This window comes from Ruegeria sp. BG3 (assembly GCF_056538485.1).
Genome location: NZ_JBQFTE010000011.1, coordinates 134668 through 154494 on the forward strand (window position 1 = coordinate 134668; position 19827 = coordinate 154494).

At 60.0% G+C, this 19827-nt stretch carries 15 protein-coding genes; 9 read left to right on the forward strand and 6 right to left on the reverse strand.

All coding sequences use genetic code 11. The annotated features are described in order from the left end of the window. Positions 1-207 precede the first annotated feature (207 nt). From xdhA to ACR0AI_RS17790, 7 genes are all read left to right on the forward strand, one after another. Positions 208-1605 (forward strand): xanthine dehydrogenase small subunit, encoded by a 1398-nt coding sequence (xdhA, locus tag ACR0AI_RS17760; RefSeq protein WP_480675982.1) that lies wholly within the window; start codon positions 208-210, stop codon positions 1603-1605. Further along, positions 1602-4004 carry a xanthine dehydrogenase molybdopterin binding subunit gene (gene xdhB / locus ACR0AI_RS17765; protein ID WP_480675984.1) on the forward strand — a complete coding sequence of 801 codons (2403 nt, stop codon included), beginning with the start codon at positions 1602-1604 and terminating at the stop codon, positions 4002-4004. The genes xdhA and xdhB overlap by 4 nt, the downstream gene beginning before the upstream one ends. Further along, positions 4004-4939 carry a xanthine dehydrogenase accessory protein XdhC gene (xdhC, locus tag ACR0AI_RS17770; RefSeq protein WP_480675986.1) on the forward strand — a complete coding sequence of 312 codons (936 nt, stop codon included), beginning with the start codon at positions 4004-4006 and terminating at the stop codon, positions 4937-4939. The genes xdhB and xdhC overlap by 1 nt, the downstream gene beginning before the upstream one ends. After that, a complete protein-coding gene (locus ACR0AI_RS17775; protein ID WP_480675988.1) occupies positions 4936-6453 on the forward strand; it encodes an ABC transporter ATP-binding protein in 1518 nt (505 codons plus the stop codon). The genes xdhC and ACR0AI_RS17775 overlap by 4 nt, the downstream gene beginning before the upstream one ends. A gap of 63 nt (positions 6454-6516) precedes the next feature. After that, on the forward strand, positions 6517-7599 hold the full coding sequence (locus tag ACR0AI_RS17780; RefSeq protein WP_480675990.1) for an ABC transporter permease: 1083 nt from the start codon (positions 6517-6519) through the stop codon (positions 7597-7599). Between the two features lies 1 nt (position 7600). Beyond that, positions 7601-8521 (forward strand): ABC transporter permease, encoded by a 921-nt coding sequence (locus ACR0AI_RS17785; protein ID WP_480675992.1) that lies wholly within the window; start codon positions 7601-7603, stop codon positions 8519-8521. 31 nt (positions 8522-8552) lie between these two features. Next, positions 8553-9629, forward strand: a complete 1077-nt coding sequence (locus ACR0AI_RS17790; RefSeq protein WP_170374472.1) for a BMP family ABC transporter substrate-binding protein — start codon at positions 8553-8555, stop codon at positions 9627-9629. An 87-nt stretch (positions 9630-9716) separates the two neighbouring features. Here ACR0AI_RS17790 and ACR0AI_RS17795 read toward each other — a convergent pair whose 3' ends face one another. Then, positions 9717-10949: an HlyD family secretion protein gene (locus tag ACR0AI_RS17795; protein WP_480675994.1), complete on the reverse strand. Its 1233-nt coding sequence runs from the start codon at positions 10947-10949 to the stop codon at positions 9717-9719. 3 nt (positions 10950-10952) lie between these two features. Next, on the reverse strand, positions 10953-11366 hold the full coding sequence (locus tag ACR0AI_RS17800; RefSeq protein ID WP_480675996.1) for a hypothetical protein: 414 nt from the start codon (positions 11364-11366) through the stop codon (positions 10953-10955). Between the two features lie 155 nt (positions 11367-11521). Between ACR0AI_RS17800 and ACR0AI_RS17805 the strand changes: the two genes are divergently transcribed. Both ACR0AI_RS17805 and ACR0AI_RS17810 read left to right on the forward strand, forming a co-directional pair. Continuing rightward, on the forward strand, positions 11522-12595 hold the full coding sequence (locus tag ACR0AI_RS17805; protein ID WP_480675998.1) for an NAD(P)/FAD-dependent oxidoreductase: 1074 nt from the start codon (positions 11522-11524) through the stop codon (positions 12593-12595). Further along, on the forward strand, positions 12592-13245 hold the full coding sequence (locus ACR0AI_RS17810) for a DUF938 domain-containing protein (protein WP_480676000.1): 654 nt from the start codon (positions 12592-12594) through the stop codon (positions 13243-13245). Before ACR0AI_RS17805 ends, ACR0AI_RS17810 begins: the two co-directional genes overlap by 4 nt. Positions 13246-13527: 282 nt before the next feature. On the opposite strand, the gene ACR0AI_RS17815 is transcribed toward ACR0AI_RS17810, so the two are convergent. The 4 genes from ACR0AI_RS17815 to ggt form a co-directional block, all read right to left on the reverse strand. Next, positions 13528-16035 carry a GcvT family protein gene (locus ACR0AI_RS17815; RefSeq protein WP_480676002.1) on the reverse strand — a complete coding sequence of 836 codons (2508 nt, stop codon included), beginning with the start codon at positions 16033-16035 and terminating at the stop codon, positions 13528-13530. Positions 16036-16177: 142 nt separating this feature from the next. Next, a complete protein-coding gene (locus tag ACR0AI_RS17820; RefSeq protein ID WP_170637614.1) occupies positions 16178-16438 on the reverse strand; it encodes a hypothetical protein in 261 nt (86 codons plus the stop codon). 86 nt (positions 16439-16524) lie between these two features. After that, entirely contained in the window at positions 16525-17934 is a 1410-nt protein-coding gene (locus tag ACR0AI_RS17825) for an FAD-binding oxidoreductase (RefSeq protein ID WP_480676004.1), read from the reverse strand. Positions 17935-18017: 83 nt separating this feature from the next. Next, the gene (ggt, locus tag ACR0AI_RS17830; protein ID WP_480676006.1) at positions 18018-19811 is read right to left on the reverse strand and encodes a gamma-glutamyltransferase; all 1794 of its coding nucleotides are present in this window, start codon (positions 19809-19811) and stop codon (positions 18018-18020) included. Positions 19812-19827: the final 16 nt, after the last annotated feature.

Sequence of the window (19827 nt, forward strand, 5' to 3'; positions counted from 1 at the left end):
CTTTATTTACAAGTGCCTGGCTTCTAAACAACTACAACATTCACAGGTCGCACGGGTCCAATGGTGCATCATATAGGCAGTTTTTCTTGCCAGATAAGGTGCGCTGTTTCTAACATCTGACGGCAAGCACTTCGCCCGCCACTCTTTCTACGTCGCATCGAAGGAGGGCCCAACGGGCGCAACCGGGTAAGGCGACGGGTTTCACGAATGGACATCACGTTTCTTCTGAACGGAGAGACAGTGCAGCTGTCGGATGTCAGTCCGACGGTCACCCTGCTGGACTGGCTGCGCGAGGATCGCGGCCTGACCGGCACGAAAGAAGGCTGCAACGAAGGCGATTGCGGCGCCTGCACCGTGATGGTCACCGAAGAGGGCAGTGCCAAGGCATTGAACGCATGCATCCTGTTCTTGCCCCAACTGCACGGCAAAGCCGTCCGCACCGTCGAGGGCGCAAGCGGCCCAAACGATGAACCTCATCCGGTCCAAAGCGCGATGGTCGATCTGCACGGCTCGCAATGCGGCTTCTGCACCCCCGGCTTCGTGATGTCGATGGTTGCCGGTCACGCAAATGGTGCAACCGACCACGACACCCACTTGGCCGGCAACCTGTGCCGCTGCACCGGCTACGCCCCGATCATCCGCGCCGCCAAAGCCGCCGAACCGCAGCCCGTCCCGCAATGGATCACTAACGACCAGTCCTTCTCTTGTTCAAAAATACCTCGGGGCGAGGCCACAGGCCGGGGGGCAGAGCCCCCCTTCCTCCCCACGTCATCCGACGAATTGGCGGAAGTCTATGCACGGCACCCCAACGCGACACTCATCGCCGGTGCAACCGATGTCGGCCTTTGGGTCACCAAGCAACTGCGTGAGCTTGACCCGGTGATCTTCCTCAACGGCTGCGAAGACCTCAAACAGATCACAATCACCGACGACGAAATCCGCTTCGGGGCAATGGTCGACATGAACCGGATGGGCGAGGCTATTGCTGATCTCCACCCCTCCTACGCCGAAATGATCCGTCGCTATGCCAGTGTCCAAGTGCGCCACGCGGCGACCGTCGGAGGCAACATCGCCAATGGCTCACCCATCGGGGACAACCCGCCTGCGCTGATCGCTTTGGGCGCAACTCTGCACCTTCGCAAAGGCGACACCCGCCGGTCCCTTCCTTTGGAGGAGTTCTTCATCGACTACGGCAAACAAGACCGCGCGCCCGGCGAATTTGTCGAAGCCGTCAGTTTCCCCCGTCAAGCGGATCGACTGAAGGCTTACAAACTCAGCAAACGGTTCGATCAGGATATCTCGGCCGTATGCGGCTGTTTCAATATCACTGTTACGGACGGCACCGTCACGCAGGCGCGCATTGCGTTTGGCGGCATGGCTGGTACTCCGAAACGGGCAACCCATGTCGAGGCCGCACTGATCGGCAAACCCTGGACGCGCGAGGTGATTGACGCCGCGCTGCCCAGCTTTGCCGAGGATTATTCACCACTCACGGACATGCGCGCCTCGGCAACCTATCGGCTGGAGACCGCCAAAGCGATGCTGGAACGGTATTTCCTGGAAGATCAGGGCGAAGTGACAAACGTGCTAAAGGTGACGGCATGAACGTGACCAAACCCCTCCCCCACGACGCGGCACCACTGCATGTGGCAGGCGCCGCACGCTATGTGGATGATATCCCGACGCCAAAGGGCACCCTCCATCTGGCCTTTGGTCTGAGCCCGATTGCCAAAGGTACGATCAGTGCGATGGACCTGTCGGCGGTGAAAGCTGCGGATGGCGTGGTGCAGGTGATGACGGCCGAGGATTTGCCCTTCGCCAACGATGTCTCTCCCTCAATCCATGATGAACCGCTGCTGTCGGACGGTACGGTTCACTACATCGGTCAACCCGTGTTTCTGGTTGTCGCCCCCAGCCATCTCGCCGCCCGCAAGGCCGCGCGGTTGGGCAAAATCGACTATGCCGAAGACACCCCGATCCTGACCATCGAAGACGCTCTGGCCGCCGACAGCCGGTTCGAGGATGGCCCCCGCATCTACGCCAAGGGCGACGCCGACGCCGCCATCGCCAGTGCGGCCCATATCATCCAAGGGAGCTTCGAGCTTGGCGGGCAGGAGCATTTCTACCTCGAAGGTCAGGCAGCCCTGGCCGTGCCGAATGAAGGCGCGGATATGCTGGTCTACAGCTCAACCCAGCACCCGACCGAAATCCAACACAAGGTGGCCGATGCGCTGGGCGTTCCCATGCACGCGGTCCGGGTTGAGACACGCCGGATGGGCGGCGGGTTCGGCGGCAAGGAAAGCCAGGGCAACGCTTTGGCCGTGGCTTGTGCCATAGCCGCGCGCGTAACCGGCAAGGCCTGCAAGATGCGCTATGACCGCGACGATGACATGATCATCACCGGCAAGCGCCACGCCTTTCGGATTTCCTACAAGGCCGGGTTCGATGAGAACGGCCATATTCAGGGCGTCTCGTTCTTGCACCATGCGATCTGCGGCTGGGCGCAGGACTTGTCTTTGCCCGTCGCGGACCGAGCGATGCTGCATTCCGACAACGCCTACCTGCTGCCCAATGCCCGGATCGAGAGCCACCGACTAAAGACCAATACACAATCCGCCACCGCCTATCGTGGGTTCGGAGGCCCTCAGGGTATGGTCGGGATCGAACGCGTGATGGACCACGCTGCGCATGAACTGGGTCTGGACCCGGTCGAGCTGCGCCGTCGCAACTACTATGAACCCGCCCACAAGGTTGCTGAAGCTGCACCGGCAGAGAAACCATTGGGACATCCCGATCCGCATGAAGACCTGACAAGTAGGGGTGCTGTTGAGATGGGCGAGGCGCCCGTGCGCCCTCTGCCCGCAGGCGGCAACACGACGCCCTACGGCATGGAGGTCAGCGATTTCGAACTGCATGGCATGACCGAAGCGCTGCTGAGATCCAGCGACTATGCCGCGCGCAAGGCTGCCATCGAAAAATGGAACGCAGAGAACAGCGTGATCAAGAAGGGCATTGCGTTCTCTCCGGTCAAGTTCGGGATTTCCTTTACGCTGACCCACCTCAATCAAGCAGGTGCGTTGGTGCATGTGTATCAGGACGGCTCGGTCCACCTGAACCATGGCGGCACCGAGATGGGGCAAGGCCTGTTCCAGAAGGTCGCGCAGGTCGCAGCGTCGCGCTTTGGCATTCCGCTGGAGATGGTCAAGATCACTGCCACCGACACGGCCAAAGTGCCGAACACCTCAGCCACGGCGGCGTCTTCGGGCAGTGACTTGAACGGTATGGCAGTCAAAGCGGCCTGCGACACGATCCGCGACCGCATGGCCGACTATCTGGCCGAGCGTCATCAGGCGGATCCTTCGACCGTTACTTTCTCGGACGGTCACGTCTCGGTAGGTGCGGAACGCTATAACTTCTCTGAGGCCGCCGCTTTGGCCTACCGGGGCCGCATCAGCCTGTCGGCGACCGGGTTCTACAAAACGCCCAAGATCGAATGGGACCGGATCGCAGGCCGGGGCCGTCCGTTCTTTTACTTCGCCTATGGCGCATCCGTCACCGAGGTGGCGGTTGACACACTGACCGGCGAGAACCGCATTCTGCGCACCGATATCCTGCATGATGCAGGGGCCTCGCTGAACCCGGCGCTCGATATCGGACAGGTCGAAGGCGGCTACGTGCAAGGCGCGGGCTGGCTGACGACAGAGGAATTGGTCTGGGACGGCAAGGGCAATCTGCGCACACACGCGCCGTCGACCTACAAGATCCCCGCCTGCTCGGACCGGCCCGACATCTTCAATGTCGCACTTTGGGATGGCGAGAACCGCGAGGATACGATCTATCGCTCGAAAGCGGTGGGTGAGCCGCCTTTCATGCTGGGTATTTCCTCATGGTTGGCCCTGTCGAATGCGGTCGCAGCCTGTGGTGAAAGCTATCCGGCGCTGGATGCACCCGCCACGGCCGAGGAAGTCTGGCGCGGCGTCCAGCGGATGAAGGGAGGCGTCTGATGGGTTTCGACCTAGAGGCTTTGAGGGAGGCGGTCAAAACCCACGGGAAAGTCACCCGCGTGGTCGTCGCCGCGATCAAGGGCTCGTCCCCGCGAGAGGTTGGCGCCGCGATGTTGGTCTGGCGGGATGGCCAGAGCGGAACGATCGGCGGCGGTACGTTGGAGTTTCAGGCTGCCGAAGCCGCACGGACCCAATCCCAACCCAACCGTCTAACCCATCACGCGCTTGGACCCGATATGGGCCAATGCTGCGGCGGTGCAGTTTCACTGTTCAGCGAGGTCTTTGATCTGAAGGAGGTTGAAGCACTCGACGACACGGTCATAGCGCGATCCGCTTCTGCAGGCGAAATGCCTCTGTCCGTGAAACGGTTGCTGGCAACTGCGCGCGGTCAGGGGATTGCCCCCGGATCGCAGCTGATCGACGGCTGGATGGTGGAACCCGTTCACAAGCCAACCCGAAACCTGTGGATCTGGGGTGCTGGCCATGTAGGCCGTGCGCTGGTCGATGTTCTGTCTCCCCTTCCCGACATCGCGATTACCTGGGTCGACACTGGACCCGAGCGCTTCCCGGCCTCGGTCCCAGCAGGTGTCACCAAAGTTCCAGCGGCAAAACCGGCCGAGCTGGTTCGCCATGCACCGCCCAATGCCGAGCATCTTGTGCTTACTTATTCACACAATCTGGATTTAGAGCTGTGCAACCGGCTGCTTTCGCATGATTTCCGCTTTGCGGGGCTGATCGGCTCGGCTACGAAATGGGCGCGATTCCGGTCACGGCTGGCAGCTCTTGGGCATTCACCTGAACAGATCAGCCGGGTCACCTGTCCAATCGGCGATCCCGCTCTGGGTAAACACCCGCAAATGATCGCCGTTGGCGTCGCCGCGCAGCTTCTGCGTCCGGCCCGACAGACTGAGTTGAAGAAGGACCTGAGCGCGTGACCACTCCACTCCTAAGCCTGCAAGGGCTGACCAAAGCCTATCCCGGCGTCGTGGCCAATGATCAGGTGTCGTTCGACATCGGCGAAGGCGAAGTACATGCGCTTTTGGGCGAAAACGGCGCGGGTAAATCCACGCTGGTCAAGATGATCTATGGACTGGTGAAACCAGACAGCGGCACCATGACGCTGCGCGGCCAACCCTTCGCCCCAGCGGAACCCCGCGCGGCTCGGGCGGATGGGATTGCAATGGTGTTCCAGCACTTCTCGCTGTTCGACGCGCTGAACGTGGCCGAGAATATTGCGCTGGGGATGGAAAACCCACCGCCGATGGGCGATCTGGCCTCGCGTATCCGCGAAGTGTCCGAGACCTACGGCTTGCCTTTGGACCCGTACCGCACGGTCGGCGATCTGTCCGCCGGAGAGCGTCAGCGCGTCGAGATCATCCGCTGCCTGCTGCAAGACCCCAAGCTGCTGATCATGGACGAACCCACCAGCGTGCTGACCCCGCAAGAGGTGGAAATCCTGTTCGAGACCCTGAACAAATTGCGCTCTGAGGGCACCTCGATCCTCTATATCTCGCACAAGCTGGAAGAAATCCGCACGCTGTGTGACCACGCCACGATCCTGAGGCTGGGCAAGAATGTAGGTGAGTGCATTCCGGCCGAAACATCAGCACGCGACATGGCTGAGATGATGGTGGGATCAACGTTGCAAACGCCGGAACGCTCAGGTCGTGAGTTCGGCGAGGTTGCGTTGGATGTCAGCGGTCTGTCGGTGCCATCACCTTCGGAGTTTGGAACGGCGCTGAAGAACGTCCATATGACCGTCCGCAAGGGTGAGGTTCTTGGCATCGGCGGTGTGGCTGGCAACGGTCAGGATGAGTTGCTGGGCGTGCTGTCCGGTGAGATTCAAACCCCTGCCGATGCGATCAAATTCAATGGTCAGCAGATCGGCAAACTCGGCCCGACTGCCCGCCGGAAACTGGGCGTGCTGACCGCGCCTGAGGAACGTTTGGGCCATGCCGCTGCGCCGGATATGAGCCTGACCGAGAACGCCCTCCTGACCGGGTCGGTGCGCGAAGGTTTGGAAAATAAAGGTTTCCTCAAATGGTCCGAGACCAAAAGCTTCGCCGAAAAGATCATAAGCGCGTTTGACGTCAGAACGCCCGGCCCTGAAAACGCAGCACGGTCATTGTCAGGTGGGAACCTGCAGAAATTCGTGATCGGTCGGGAAGTCTTGCAGAACCCTGAGGTTCTGGTGGTGAACCAACCGACCTGGGGTGTGGATGCTGCGGCGGCTGCGTCGATCCGGCAGGCCATTCTGGATCTGGCTGCCAAAGGAACGGCGGTGATCTGCATCAGCCAGGATTTGGACGAGTTGATGGAGATCTCTGACAGTTTTGCGGCCCTGAACGAAGGGCGGTTGAGCGCGCCTCGGGAGACAACAGGCCTGACCGTTGATGAGATCGGCCTGATGATGGGCGGTGCCCATGGCATGGAGGTGGCGCATGTGTGATCTGTCGCGTCGCCTTCGGCGAGAGTATTTGGAAAAAGATGAAGACGGGCGGGGATTAAGTACATGATTGTGTTGGAGAAACGGCCGCAACCGTCGAAAGCGTGGTCCTATGCGACCCCCGTGGTGGCGGTGATTGCCACTATGGTCTTTGGCGGTATCCTGTTCGCCATTCTGGGCAAGAACCCGGTTGAGGCCATCGGCACAATCTTTTGGGAGCCCCTGTTCGGCGAGTTCGCATTTTACTACCGCCCGCAACTGCTGGTCAAAGGCGCACCATTGGTGCTGATTGCGATCGGGCTGGCATTGGGTTTTCGCGCCGGCATCTGGAATATCGGTGCCGAAGGGCAGTACATCATGGGAGCCATCTTCGGGGCCGGGGCCGGGCTGGCCTTTTACCCTCTGGACGCATTCTACATCTTTCCGATCATGGTGATCGCGGGCGCGTTCGGTGGCTGGCTTTGGGCGATGATCCCGGCCTTCCTGAAGGTTCGCTTTGGTACCAATGAAATCCTCGTGTCGCTGATGCTGGTCTATGTGGCCGAGCAGATGTTGGCCTCGGTTTCTCTGGGCCTGCTGAAAAACCCCGAAGGGTTTGGCTTTCCCGGCTCTCGCAATCTGCAATCCTATGACAGTGCACATAACGCCGAGCTGATTGCTGGATCGGGGATGCATTGGGGAGTGGTAACCGCCCTGATCGCCGTGATCTTTGCCTATGTCCTTCTGAACCGGCACATGCTGGGCTTCCACATCCGTCTTACGGGTGAAGCCCCTCGGGCCGCCAAGTTTGCTGGCGTGAACCCTGCCCGTTTGATCCTATTCTGCCTTGGCCTGTCTGGCGCGCTGGCCGGTCTGGCTGGGATGTTCGAGGTTTCGGGGCCCTCAGGCGTGGTCAGCATCGATTTCAACGTCGGGTACGGCTTTACCGCGATCATCGTGGCCTTCCTTGGCCGTCTGCATCCGGTGGGTATTCTGCTGGCCGGTGGCCTGATGGCGCTGACATATATCGGCGGTGAAATCGCGCAGTCTCAGTTGGGCCTGCCTGCCGCGGCCATTCAGGTGTTTCAGGGGATGCTTCTGTTCTTCCTACTGGCTTTCGATCTTCTGACAAACTACCGCATTCGTGCGGCCCGTAGCGAGGTAGCGTAATATGGACCTTGGTGAAATTAACCCCGTCCTTCTGGTTGCCTCGCTGATGGTAGCCGCAACCCCCCTACTGCTGGCTGCGATCGGAGAGCTTGTTGTCGAAAAGGCAGGCGTTCTGAACCTTGGTGTTGAGGGCATGATGATCGTCGGCGCAATCAGCGGCTTTGCAATCTCGGTCGAGACCGGCTCGCCCTGGCTGGGATTTATCGCGTCAGCAATCGGAGGCGCAGTGCTGTCTCTGTTGTTCGTATTGCTGACGCAAGTTGCTTTGGCCAATCAGGTGGCCAGTGGCCTTGCGCTGACATTGTTCGGCCTCGGGTTCAGTGCCCTTCTGGGCCAAAGTTATGTGGGGATCAAACCCCCCAGCATGGAGGATATTCATATCCCCTTAATCAGCGATATTCCTGTCATCGGGCCAATCTTTTTCCAGCATGACCCGATCCTCTATGTCGGCATCGCTTTGACTGCCGGTGTTTGGGCGACGCTGAAATACACGCGTGTTGGTCTGATCCTGCGCGCGGTGGGTGAAAACCACGATGCAGCGCATGCGTTGGGCTACAAAGTCATCAAGATTCGCATCATGGCGATCATGTTTGGTGGAGCCTGCGCGGGCCTCGGTGGCGCCTATATCAGCCTGATCCGCGTTCCGCAGTGGACCGAAGGTATGACTGCCGGTGTCGGTTGGATCGCTCTGGCGCTGGTGGTGTTCGCCAGCTGGAAGCCATGGCGTGCCTTGCTGGGTGCCTATTTGTTTGGCGGTATCACCGTGTTGCAGCTTAATTTGCAGGCAGCGGGCGTTGCCATTCCTGTCGAGTATCTGGCAATGTCGCCCTACATCATCACGATCCTTGTGCTTGTGATCCTTTCGGCCGACAAGAGCAGCGCACCTGCCTCACTGGGCCGGATTTTCCACGCCTCGCACTAGGGGCCAACTGAACCAACTTGGGGAGTAACACATGAAATTCACGACACTTCTGGCAAGCGCCGCAATGGCGCTGGGTCTGGCCTCGGGGGCCATGGCCGCGGACGACAAGACCAAGGTCGGCTTCGTCTATGTCGGTCCGGTGGGCGACGGCGGCTGGACCTACGAACACAACAAAGGCCGACTGGCCGTCGAGGAAGAGTTCGGCGACAAGGTTGAAACCGTCTTTGTCGAATCCGTTCCCGAAGGCCCGGATGCCGAGCGCGTCATGACGCAAATGGCGCTGGAAGGCGCTGACCTGATCTTCACCACCTCGTTCGGCTATATGGACCCGACCATCAACGTGGCGAAGAAATTCCCGAATGTGAAATTCGAACACGCCACAGGCTACAAAACTGCCGACAACGTCGCTGTCTACTCGGCCCGTTTCTATGAAGGTCGTGCCGTTCAGGGCCACATCGCGGGTAAGATGACCAAGTCGAACATCATCGGCTATATCGGGTCCTACCCGATCCCTGAGGTGATCCGTGGCATCAACTCAGCCTATCTGCACGCCAAGAAGGTGAACCCGGATGTCGAGTTCAAGATCGTTTGGGCCTACACTTGGTTCGACCCTGCGAAAGAAGCTGACGCCGCCACCGTTCTGATCGAACAGGGCGCGGACGTGATCCTGCAGCACACCGACTCGACCGCGCCTCAGGCCGCTGCGCAAGAGGCTGGCAATGTTGTCACCTTCGGTCAAGCCTCGGACATGAGCGAATACGCTCCGTTCCCGCGCGTATCTTCGATCATCGATGACTGGGCGCCTTACTACATCGCCCGGACCAAAGCTGTCATGGACGGCACCTGGGAAAGCGCCAACACTTGGGACGGTATCCGCGAAGGCATGGTTGCAATCGGCGAGATCTCGGACGCGGTTCCCGCAGATGTCAAAGAAGAGGCTCTGGCGCTGAAAGCAGCCATGGCAGCAGGTGAATACCACCCCTTCACCGGCCCGATCAAAAAGCAGGATGGCAGCGACTGGCTGGCCGAAGGTGAGGTCGCAGATGACGGCACGCTGGCCGGTATGAACTTCTACATCGAAGGTCTGGAAGGCGAGATCCCGCAGTAAGCTGCAAGGCGTATCGAAAAACCAAAGGCCCGCATTTAGCGGGCCTTTTTTGTTGGGGCTAAATTGCCCAGATCAAGGTCTCAACCGTCAGTGCCCCGTCAGCACCAAGGTGTTCACCGGCATCAGGATCAGACGTAACCGAAGGCCGGCCGCATGAACGACTCCAATCGTGTCGACCACATGCAGGAACGCCTTGTTCCAAAAACCGAGGCTTTCATCCTCTAGCTTGTGGTGGTTGTCGGTATAGACATTGGCCAGACAGTTGCTGCCCGGAGGGATGTCATCCGCCATGCCCTTATACAGAGGCTCCATATACACCAGAATTGAGCCGGGCACTTTGTTGTGCTGGACGTCCCGCAGTTCGTCCGTGGGTCGGATCTGACCAGAGGGGATGACGTCCTGCACCTCGACCACAACCATCGGGATCACCGTGAAGGGTTTGGTCATGCAGCCAAGCTCTCCAATCATGCCCGGTTTGATGACCTGAGCAGACATCTGGTTGAACGCAGCCTGAAACCGGTCATGGCCCGAGTGCGAAGGCACCAGAATACCCGCCGGGCGCAAAAGCGGGCTGACATAGTCTCCAACCTGCAGGCCGAACTGTTCGATCCGACCGGTAACGCCCGCGCTGATCACCGTCTTGTCCAGCTCGGTCAGGGCCGCATCCAGCTGCGCATTGGCACTGGCCAGTTGGGCTGGGATCAGCTCCTCAATCTGCTGCACCACGGCGGCGCGTTGTGACTGGGCGGCAGTGACCTGCGCTTCGCGCTCAGCCACCAGATTCTCCAACCGCTCGATCTCGGCCAGACGCACCGCGCTGGAGCCTTCGTCGCGCAGCGTGGTGTTCCGCTCTAGGTCTTCGACAGATTGTGCCAAAGCGGCGCGCGCACCGGCGATCCCGGCATCCGCCTGCGCCAGATCCGTCTCGGCCACTTTCAATGAGGCCTGAACCTGCGCGATCTGTGCATGGGCGGCCTGTACCTGCGCCTGCTGGGTGAAATCCTCGATCCGGAAAATCGGCTGGCCCGCAGTCACGGTCTCATTGTTTCTGACATAGACCTCGGACACCCGCCCGCCCAGTTGCGGCAGGATCGTGACCGTCCGGAAATACGAGGCTGCCGTGCTGGAAGCCGGATGAAAGTAGAACAGCGTGGTGATCACGGTTAGCGCCAGAATGGCACAGGTGGTCAGGCCCCAGCGCAGCTCATACCACATGGTAAATAGGGTGATCTCATGCCCGATCCGCTTGCCTTGGACAAAGCGTCGGAACAGGAAATCCGGCAGCACCGTAATCAAGGCGCAGAGCATCGTTTCGATCATGACTTACTGCTCCGGCGTGGTGTTGGGTTGTTGTACCGGAGCGGCCGGTTCGGCATGTGGTTGAGGCGCAAGAGACTGCCCGAGCGACCGAATGGCATCCGCTATGTTTCGCATCGGGGTCGCAAAATCGGGGAATTGGAACCCGGCAACCAGAACGGCGGCAACCCAGAAAATGCCATTGTGCGTAAACAAGGCCAGCAGCGCCAGAATACCGACCAACTGGAACTGAGGGTGATTGTTCTCATGTGCCATTTTCTCGGGCACCGAATGGAGCGTCAGATATCCAACACCAATCAACACAACCAGAACGACGAAAAACACGACCATTGCCGAAAAGAGGTAGTCGCTCCCATCGGCTGCGACGACATATTTTGGGATATGCCCCGTGGCCATGGGATGGAGGTCCGCTGCAGTCACCATAATCTCCTTCTTTTCTATGACGCGTCTTTGGCCGGGTTGATCGCCAAATTCAAGCCTGCTTATAGTTTGCCGAAACCCAAGCATATTCTTATCACAAGCACCAAGAGCCTTATGACATCTGCTGCATCACAATCCATCCCGGTCCCCCTGCGATGATCGACTTTCTTATCATCGGCGGCGGCATCGCAGGCCTCAGCGCGGGCGCGCGCCTGTCTGCTCATGGCTCTGTCACTGTTCTCGAGGCCGAGGACGCCTTAGGCTATCACTCATCGGGCCGCTCGGCTGCGATGTTCGAGGAAAACTACGGCCCGCCCTCGGTGGTTGCGCTCAATCAGGCCGGTGTCGACTACCTGCGATCGGAGAACGGAGGCTACCTGACCCCCCGAGGCCTCATGCTGGTTGCAGGCCACGATCAGGCTGACCTGTTTGCCAAAGACGTCGAAGAATTGAACGTACGTCCCATTTCGCCGCAGCAAGCCATCGACAAAATCCCGATCCTGAACCCGGACGTTCTGGCCCACGCCGCCATTAGTGTGGACGCCTTCGACATCGATACCGACCGCCTGATGCAGGACTTCGCGCGCGTGATCCGAGGCAATGGCGGCTCGGTCCTGACCCGTCAGGCTGTCACCGATATCCGCAAAAGCGGCCATTGGGTGGCACAGGCGGGCGATATGTTCGAAGCCCGAAACCTGGTCAATGCAGCCGGCGCTTGGGTGGATGAGGTCGCCGCGATGGCTGGCCTGCCGCCTATCGGTATCGTGCCGAAGCGCCGCTCCATGGCGCGCATTCCCGCACCCGGAGGGCATGACGTATCCAACTGGCCCATGCTGATGGGGCCGGGAGAAGGTTGGTACGCCAAGCCTGATGCGGGGAAGTATCTGGTTTCACCCTCCGAAGCCGAGCCGACAACACCTCATGACGCCTATGCCGACGATATGGTTCTTGCAGAAGGTCTAGCGCGGTATGAGGCGATGGTGACAACACCTGTCACACGGCTTGAGGCGAACTGGGCCGGGCTGCGTAGTTTCGTGGCGGATGGCACGTTGGTGCTGGGGCCAGATCCGCAGGACCGCTCATTCATCTGGTGCGCGGGTCAAGGTGGGTACGGGTTCCAGACATCGCCAGCTGCCTCATCCCATCTCGCCAGCCTTGTGACGGGCGCGCCGTCTGAACTACCTAAAGACATCGTCAATCAGTTGCATGTGGAAAGGTTGCGATCATGACCAAACGCGCTCTGCCTTCGAATGCAAGCGTCGCGACACAATGCGATGGGGCTCGACTGATCGCTCCAGCCGCAAGCCGCAACTCGGACGCGCTATGCGCCTTGCTGGCCAAAATGGCCCCCGCCTCAGGTCTTGCATTGGAAATCGCCAGCGGCACTGGGCAGCATGTTGCCGCCTTTGCGCAGACACTGCCCGACTTGGTTTGGCAACCCACCGAAATCGACCCCGAACGCCGCGCAAGCATCGACGCCTATGCGAGGGACGTGTCCAATATCCGTCCCGCCACCGATCTGGATGCGACCTCCGCAGGCTGGCATGAGGCATTCCAAGAGCAGGACCTGATCGTTCTGATCAACCTGCTGCACCTGATCTCATGGCCCGAAACTGACACGTTTCTCAGCGAGGCCTCACGGGCGCTGCGTCCGACTGGCCGCCTCATTATTTACGGCCCCTTCATGCGAGACGGTGCCTTGACCAGCCCTGGGGATGAAAAGTTTCACGAAGCCCTCGTCTCACAGGATCCAGAGATTGGGTACAAGAACGACAAAGAGATCAAAGCGCGCTTGCAGCACTACGGCTTGCAATTGCTTCACCTCGTCGAAATGCCCTCCAATAATCTGGCGTTTGTTGCTCACAGGCCGAAAACCTGATCGGCAGTTGGGGCCGATCAAAGCCTGCTGGCGCAGGCTTGCCTCCGGCGGAGTTATTTTTGAACAGAAGAAGTAACGGACGGTTAACTCTGATTTGAGACTGTGGATCTGCGGTACAGGCGGAGGCGCCGATGACCGCAACAGGAGAAGGCCCCCTTGCCAAAAGCAAGGGGGCTGGATTTTTCACCAGCCCCCGCTTCTTCTGTTTGAAAATACCTCCGCCGGAGGCATGTGTCGCCGCAGGCGGCGCATTCACTCGCGCCGCCACAGTTATCCAAAATGTCAGCCGTCCTTGCGGATGGTTTCGTTTTTCGGGTCGTAGGGGCTGTCACATGTGACAACTGCATCCCACAGCTTGTCCTGAATCTTGACCTTCAGCTTGGTGCCTTCAACCGCGAGATCAGGCGACACATAGCCCATGCCGATGGATTTCTCGAACGCCACTGAGTAGCCGCCCGAGGTCAAACGACCCACGCGTGTGCCTTCCGGCGTGTAGAGCGCCTCGCGGCCCCACGGGTCGGCATCTTCCGGTCCGTCAATCAGAAGCGTGCAGCACTTGAAGCGCACACCGGTCTCTTCCAGCTTGGCCTTGCCGTGGAAGTCTTTCGACAGGTCGACAAAGCGCGGCAGGTCGGCTTCCAGCGGGGTCGCGTCGCGGCCCAGTTCGGTGCCGAAGGCGCGATAAGATTTCTCCTGACGCAACCAGTTCTGGGCGCGCGCACCGACCAGCTTCATACCGTGCTTCTCACCAGCTTTTTCCAGCAGGTCGAACAGGTAGTTCTGCATTTCGATCGGGTGGTGCAGTTCCCAACCCAGCTCACCGGTATAGGCCACACGGATCGCGTTCACCGGGCACATACCCAGTTCGATCTTACGGGCCGACAGCCAGGGGAAGCGCTTGTTGGACAGCGCGGTGTCTGGATCGGCGTCTTTGATGACCTCTTTCAGAACCTCGCGCGACTTGGGTCCGGCGATGGCAAAAACGCCCCACTGAGTGGTCACGTCCTGGATTTCGATGTAGCCGAACTCCTCCATCTTGTCCTCGGCTGCTTTACGCAGATAGTCGGCGTCATACTCGGTCCAGGCACCGGCAGAGACGATGTAGTAGTTGTTCTCGCCGTTGCGGACGATGGTGTACTCGGTACGAGTGGTGCCGTGCGAGGTCAGCGCGTAGGTCAGGTTGATACGACCGACCTTGGGCAGCTTGTTGCAGGTGAACCAATCCAGGAACTGAGTCGCTCCGGGGCCTTTGACGACATGCTTGGTGAAAGCCGATGCGTCGATCAGGCCCACGCCTGTGCGGATCGCTTTGGCCTCTTCGACGGCATATTGCCACCAGCCACCGCGACGGAACGAGCGGCTTTCTTTGTCGAAATTGTCCGGCGCATCGACAGGGCCGAAATAGTTCGGACGTTCCCAACCGTTGACCCACCCGAACTGAGCACCGCGCGCCTTCTGGCGATCATAGGCCGGAACAGTCCGCAGCGGACGGCAGGCTTCACGCTCTTCATCCGGGTGATGCAGGATGTAGACGTGCTCATAGCACTCTTCGTTCTTGCGCGCTGCAAACTCGGTGGTCATCCAGTTGCTGCTGTAGCGTTTGGGGTCCAGCGAAGCCATGTCGATCTCGGCTTCGCCATCGACCATCATCTGCGCCAGATAATAGCCGGTGCCGCCTGCGGCGGTGATACCGAAGCTGAAGCCCTCGGCCAGCCACATGTTGCGCAGACCCGGAGCCGGACCAACCAGCGGGTTTCCGTCGGGGGTATAGCAGATCGGGCCGTTGAAATCGTCCTTCAGGCCGGAGTCGGCGCAGGAGGGCACGCGCTCGGCCATCGCCATGTACTGGTCTGCGATCCGGTCGATATCCAGCGGGAACAGGTCAGCGCGGAAGCTGTCCGGCACGCCATGTTCAAAGCGCGCAGGCGCACCGTGTTCGTAGATGCCCAGAATCCAGCCACCGCGTTCTTCACGCGCATAAGACTCGTTGTCGGCGTCACGCACAACAGGGTGCTCGGGGTTACCGGCTTCACGCCATTTGACCAGCTCAGGGTCTTTGTCCATGACGATGAACGTGTGCTCGACCGGGATCGCGGGCATCTTGATGCCCAGCATCTTGGCCGTGCGCTGCGCGTGGTTGCCCGATGCGGTCACGACATGCTCGGCGGTGATCACCACCTGCTCGTCGGAGGGAACAAGGTTGCCGCCCTGCTCGATCATCTTGGTGCAGGTGACTTCCCAATGCGTGCCGTTCCAATGGAAAGCATCCGCCTGCATCTTGCGAACGATGTCGACGCCGCGCTGACGGGCACCTTTGGCCATCGCTTGGGTCACGTCAGCAGGGTTAATATAGCCATCTTCGGTGTGATAGATCGCACCTTTCAGGTCGCCGGTTTCGATCAGCGGCCAGCGTTCCTTGATCTGCTCGGGTGTCAGCCATTCGTAAGCCACATCGCAGGTCTCAGCTGTAGACGCATAGAGCATGTATTCGTCCATACGCTCTTGCGTCTGCGCCATGCGCAGGTTGCCGACCACGGCGAAGCCCGCGTTGAGGCCGGTCTCTTCTTCAAGCTGCTTGTAGAAGTCGACCGAGTACTTGTGGATGTGGGTTGTCGCGTAAGACATGTTGAACAGCGGCAGCAGGCCAGCCGCGTGCCAGGTCGAGCCCGAGGTCAGCTCGTCCCGCTCGATCAACATCACATCATCCCAGCCCGCTTTGGCCAGGTGATAGGCAATCGAGGTTCCGACGGCGCCGCCGCCAACGACCAGTGCTTTGACTTGGGTTTTCATAACCGGGTGTCTCCCCTTGGAATCTGTTGCCACCATATGGCTTGATTCCGAAATCAATCGCGGAAGCCATCCGACCAGTGATATAAGAAAAACGACCCGCACGGGAGATGCAGGTCGTTAAATGGCGACTTAGAAACAGCCGTCAGCCTTCCGAGCGACACCGCTTGGTGTTTCCGACAGTCTTGCAGACCAGCTTGCCGGGCGGTTCAGTGGCTTCGGGTTCCTGAGCTTTCGGTGTGCTGTCAACGCTTGCGGGTTCATCCTCGGACCCGCCAGTGAAGGCTGCGATATAGTCGCTTGCGCTGAGCCCGTCACCCGAGGCTTTGGCTTTCTGATAGTAGTCCAGCCCCGCAACCGCCAGCCCGGCCACCGCAACAAAGCCCGCCAGATATTTTGCACTCATGTCGATCACCTGTTCGTCTTTCGCCGCATGACACCACATCACCTAGACGTTTTGTGGGCACAAAGCGGACAAGATCGCGGAAACTCCTAGGTGTGATCGGCCAGTATTTTTCCCGGATTCATGATGTTGTCGGGATCCAGCGCCGCCTTGATCGCGGCCATGTAGTGTGTTGCCTGCCCCAGTTCTTTCTCAAGATAGGGGCGCTTGCCCTGCCCGATGCCATGCTCGCCCGTGCAGGTGCCCTCCATCGAGATGGCCAGATCGTTGAGCCAGCCAACGAACTCGTCGGCCCGGCGGACTTCTTCGGCGTCGTCCATGTCGATCAAGGGCAGCGTGTGAAAGTTCCCGTCGCCGACATGCCCAACGATAGGCGCAAGCAAGTCAAGCTCGGCCGCTTTGTCCTGAGCGGCCCCTACGGCTTCGGCCAGACGAGAAATCGGCACGCAGACATCGGTCGAGATCCCCTTGGCGCCTGGCCGCAACTGAAGGCTGGCCCAGTACATGTCGTGCCGCGCCTGCCAGAGCTTGTTACGTTCCTCGGTGGTCGAAGTTGCCGCGAAATCCGTGCCGCCAAACTCTTCTGCGATCTGGCCAAAGGTCTCGGCCTGTTCGGCGGCGCTGGCGTCCGAGCCGTGGAACTCTAACAGCAGCAGAGGCGTTTCGGGCAGGGTCAGGCCGGAATAGGCGTTGGCGGCTTTGACGGAGAGTTCATCCAGCAATTCGATCCGCGCGACAGGTACGCCGTATTGGATCGTCATCATTACCGCCCGGCAGGCGGCATCGACGGTTGGGAAAGAGCAGCGGGCCGAACTGATCGCCTCGGGGATGCCATGCAGGCGCAGGGTCAATTCGGTGATGATGCCCAGCGTGCCTTCGGCCCCGATCAATAACCGCGCCAAATCGTACCCTGCCGAGGATTTCTTGGCGCGATTGCCGGTCCGGATAATCTGCCCATCCGGCATCACCGCCTCAAGGCTCAGCACGTTGTCCCGCATGGTGCCATAGCGCACCGCATTGGTCCCGGAGGCACGGGTTGCAGCCATCCCGCCAAGCGAGGCGTTGGCACCGGGATCAATCGGAAAGAACAGGCCCTGATCGCGCAAATGGGTGTTCAGATCTTCACGCGTCACACCGGGTTGCACGACGCAATCCAGATCCTCTGCATGCACCGCCAACACCTTGTTCATTTGGGTCAGATCGACCGACACCCCACCGGCAGGCGCGTTCACATGCCCTTCAAGCGAAGTGCCCGTGCCAAACGCGATTACCGGCACCTTATGCGCGGCGCAGGTTTTGACGATCTCAGAGACCTCCTGCGTGGTGTGGGGAAACACCACCGCGTCGGGGCTTTGATTGGTGATCCAGGTCGTGGTGTGGCCATGCTGTTCGCGGATGGCCGCGCCAGTTTGCAGACGATCCCCAAACTGTTGCTTCAAGATACCGAGGGCCGTTCCAATCCCAGCCTCATTTCTCGGCAAAGCCGTCGCCTGCACCATGCTACCCCTCTCCTGCCCGCCGGTTGTGCGAGCCTTTCCCAATGTGTCGAAAAGGCCCGCCCAAGCCGGGCAAGACCTAGATTTTATTCTCCCAGCGCGATCCCTTCACGCCGATGGTCCGCTCCACCGCTGAGAGTTTCGCCGATCTCAATCGCATGCAAGCCCGAGGTTAAGTCGCGGGGGTTCACCTCGAACCCGATCTCGATCAGCGCATCCGCGTAGCCTTCGGCCGCAGTGTCCACCTCTACATCATAGGTCCCAAACCGGTTGACCAGATGCGGCAGCGAGATCGCCTGCTGCACATCCATGCTCCAATCCCCCCAGGCGATGATCGATTTGGCAACGTAGCCAATGATACGGCTGCCTCCGGGTGACCCGATGGCCAGAACCGGCGCGCCGTCCTGAATGACGATGGTCGGGCTCATGGACGAACGCGGGCGCTTGCCTGGCTCCAGCCGGTTCGCGATGGGAACTCCGTCGCGATGGGTGCGGAACGAAAAATCCGTCAGTTCGTTGTTCAGCAAAAACCCGTTCGTCATCAGACGTGAACCAAAGCCGTTTTCAATCGTCGTCGTCATTGACAAGACATTGCCGTAGCTGTCGACGATCGAGATATGCGAGGTCGAAGGCAGCTCCAATGACTCGTCATCAGCCCAGTTCATCGCATGATCAAACTCGGGATTGCCCGGAGCGACCTCGGTCAGTGCGCCCTCGGCGTTCAAAATCTCCGCGCGCTGCGCCAGATAGTCCGGATCAACCAGCCCGGTGGTCGGCATCGGCACGAAATCACTATCGGCCATGTACCGCCCCCGATCCGCGAAAGCGAGGCGTGACGCTTCGCCGATCAACCGCCATGCCTCCATGCTCTCAGGCCCCATCGCAGCCAGATCATAGCTGTTCAGCATACCCAGAATCTGCCCAACGGTCAGCGCTCCGGACGAAGGCGGACCCATCCCGCAGACCTCATAGACGCGGTAGGCCGCGCAGACTGGATCGCGTTCAATGACCTGATACAGGGCCAGATCGGTGCCAGACAATACGCCCGGATTGCCCGGCGCAGTGCGGACGGTCCGAACGATATCTGACGCGATTTGCCCGCCGTAGAACCCGGCGGCACCATCCTCGGCCAGAGCGCGCAGGGTATCCGCATAGGCGGGGTTCATCAGTCGTTGACCCTGTTGCAGTGGCTCACCTTCGGGCAGGAAGTACTCTGCCGTCGCAGGGAAACGCGACAGACGCTCGGCGTCGTTGGCGACCAAACTGGCCAGGCGAGGCGAGACCAGGAACCCGTCATCCGCCAGCCGGATGCCGTCGGTGAACAACCCGGGCCAAGGGGAGCGGCCCCAACGGCGGTGCGCCTCTTCCAGCAAGGCAGGCGTTCCGGGCGTGCCAACGGACAACCCTCCGACAACGGCGTCAAAGAATTGCAAGGGCTCGCCGTTTTCATCCTGAAACAGGGTCGGCGTCGCGTCCAATGGGGCCGTTTCGCGCCCGTCCAGTGTCGTGAGCTGTCCGGTGGCAGCGTCGTACCAGACCAGAAACGCCCCACCCCCAAGGCCCGAGGATTGCGGCTCGACCAATCCCAGAACAACCTGCACCGCGACCATGGCATCCGCTGCCGATCCACCGGCGCGCAGGATTTTTGCCCCGGCCTCAACCGCCAGAGGGTTGGCCGCAGCAACCATCCAATTCTCGGACTGCACAGGAACGCCGCTTGTTTTGGCCTCGAGCGCCGCGATCAACTCGTCGGTCAGAGCCTGCACCTGACCTTCGCTCGCGCCTTCGGGGGCCACGGAGTCCGCTGTTTCCTGGGCAAAACCCGGAACAGTAAAGGCCATGACAGACAGAAGTAATCCTGAAATCCGGTTGATGGGCATAATGTGCTCCTAGAAA

Bases quoted from the DNA above. Each gene is read 5' to 3' on its own strand.
- xdhA (WP_480675982.1), top strand. From the start codon at position 208: ATGGACATCACGTTTCTTCTGAACGGAGAGACAGTGCAGCTGTCGGAT.
- xdhB (WP_480675984.1), top strand. From the start codon at position 1,602: ATGAACGTGACCAAACCCCTCCCCCACGACGCGGCACCACTGCATGTG.
- xdhC (WP_480675986.1), top strand. From the start codon at position 4,004: ATGGGTTTCGACCTAGAGGCTTTGAGGGAGGCGGTCAAAACCCACGGG.
- ACR0AI_RS17780 (WP_480675990.1), top strand. From the start codon at position 6,517: ATGATTGTGTTGGAGAAACGGCCGCAACCGTCGAAAGCGTGGTCCTAT.
- ACR0AI_RS17785 (WP_480675992.1), top strand. From the start codon at position 7,601: ATGGACCTTGGTGAAATTAACCCCGTCCTTCTGGTTGCCTCGCTGATG.
- ACR0AI_RS17790 (WP_170374472.1), top strand. From the start codon at position 8,553: ATGAAATTCACGACACTTCTGGCAAGCGCCGCAATGGCGCTGGGTCTG.
- ACR0AI_RS17795 (WP_480675994.1), bottom strand. From the start codon at position 10,949: ATGATCGAAACGATGCTCTGCGCCTTGATTACGGTGCTGCCGGATTTC.
- ACR0AI_RS17805 (WP_480675998.1), top strand. From the start codon at position 11,522: ATGATCGACTTTCTTATCATCGGCGGCGGCATCGCAGGCCTCAGCGCG.
- ACR0AI_RS17810 (WP_480676000.1), top strand. From the start codon at position 12,592: ATGACCAAACGCGCTCTGCCTTCGAATGCAAGCGTCGCGACACAATGC.
- ACR0AI_RS17815 (WP_480676002.1), bottom strand. From the start codon at position 16,035: ATGAAAACCCAAGTCAAAGCACTGGTCGTTGGCGGCGGCGCCGTCGGA.
- ACR0AI_RS17820 (WP_170637614.1), bottom strand. From the start codon at position 16,438: ATGAGTGCAAAATATCTGGCGGGCTTTGTTGCGGTGGCCGGGCTGGCG.
- ACR0AI_RS17825 (WP_480676004.1), bottom strand. From the start codon at position 17,934: ATGGTGCAGGCGACGGCTTTGCCGAGAAATGAGGCTGGGATTGGAACG.
- ggt (WP_480676006.1), bottom strand. From the start codon at position 19,811: ATGCCCATCAACCGGATTTCAGGATTACTTCTGTCTGTCATGGCCTTT.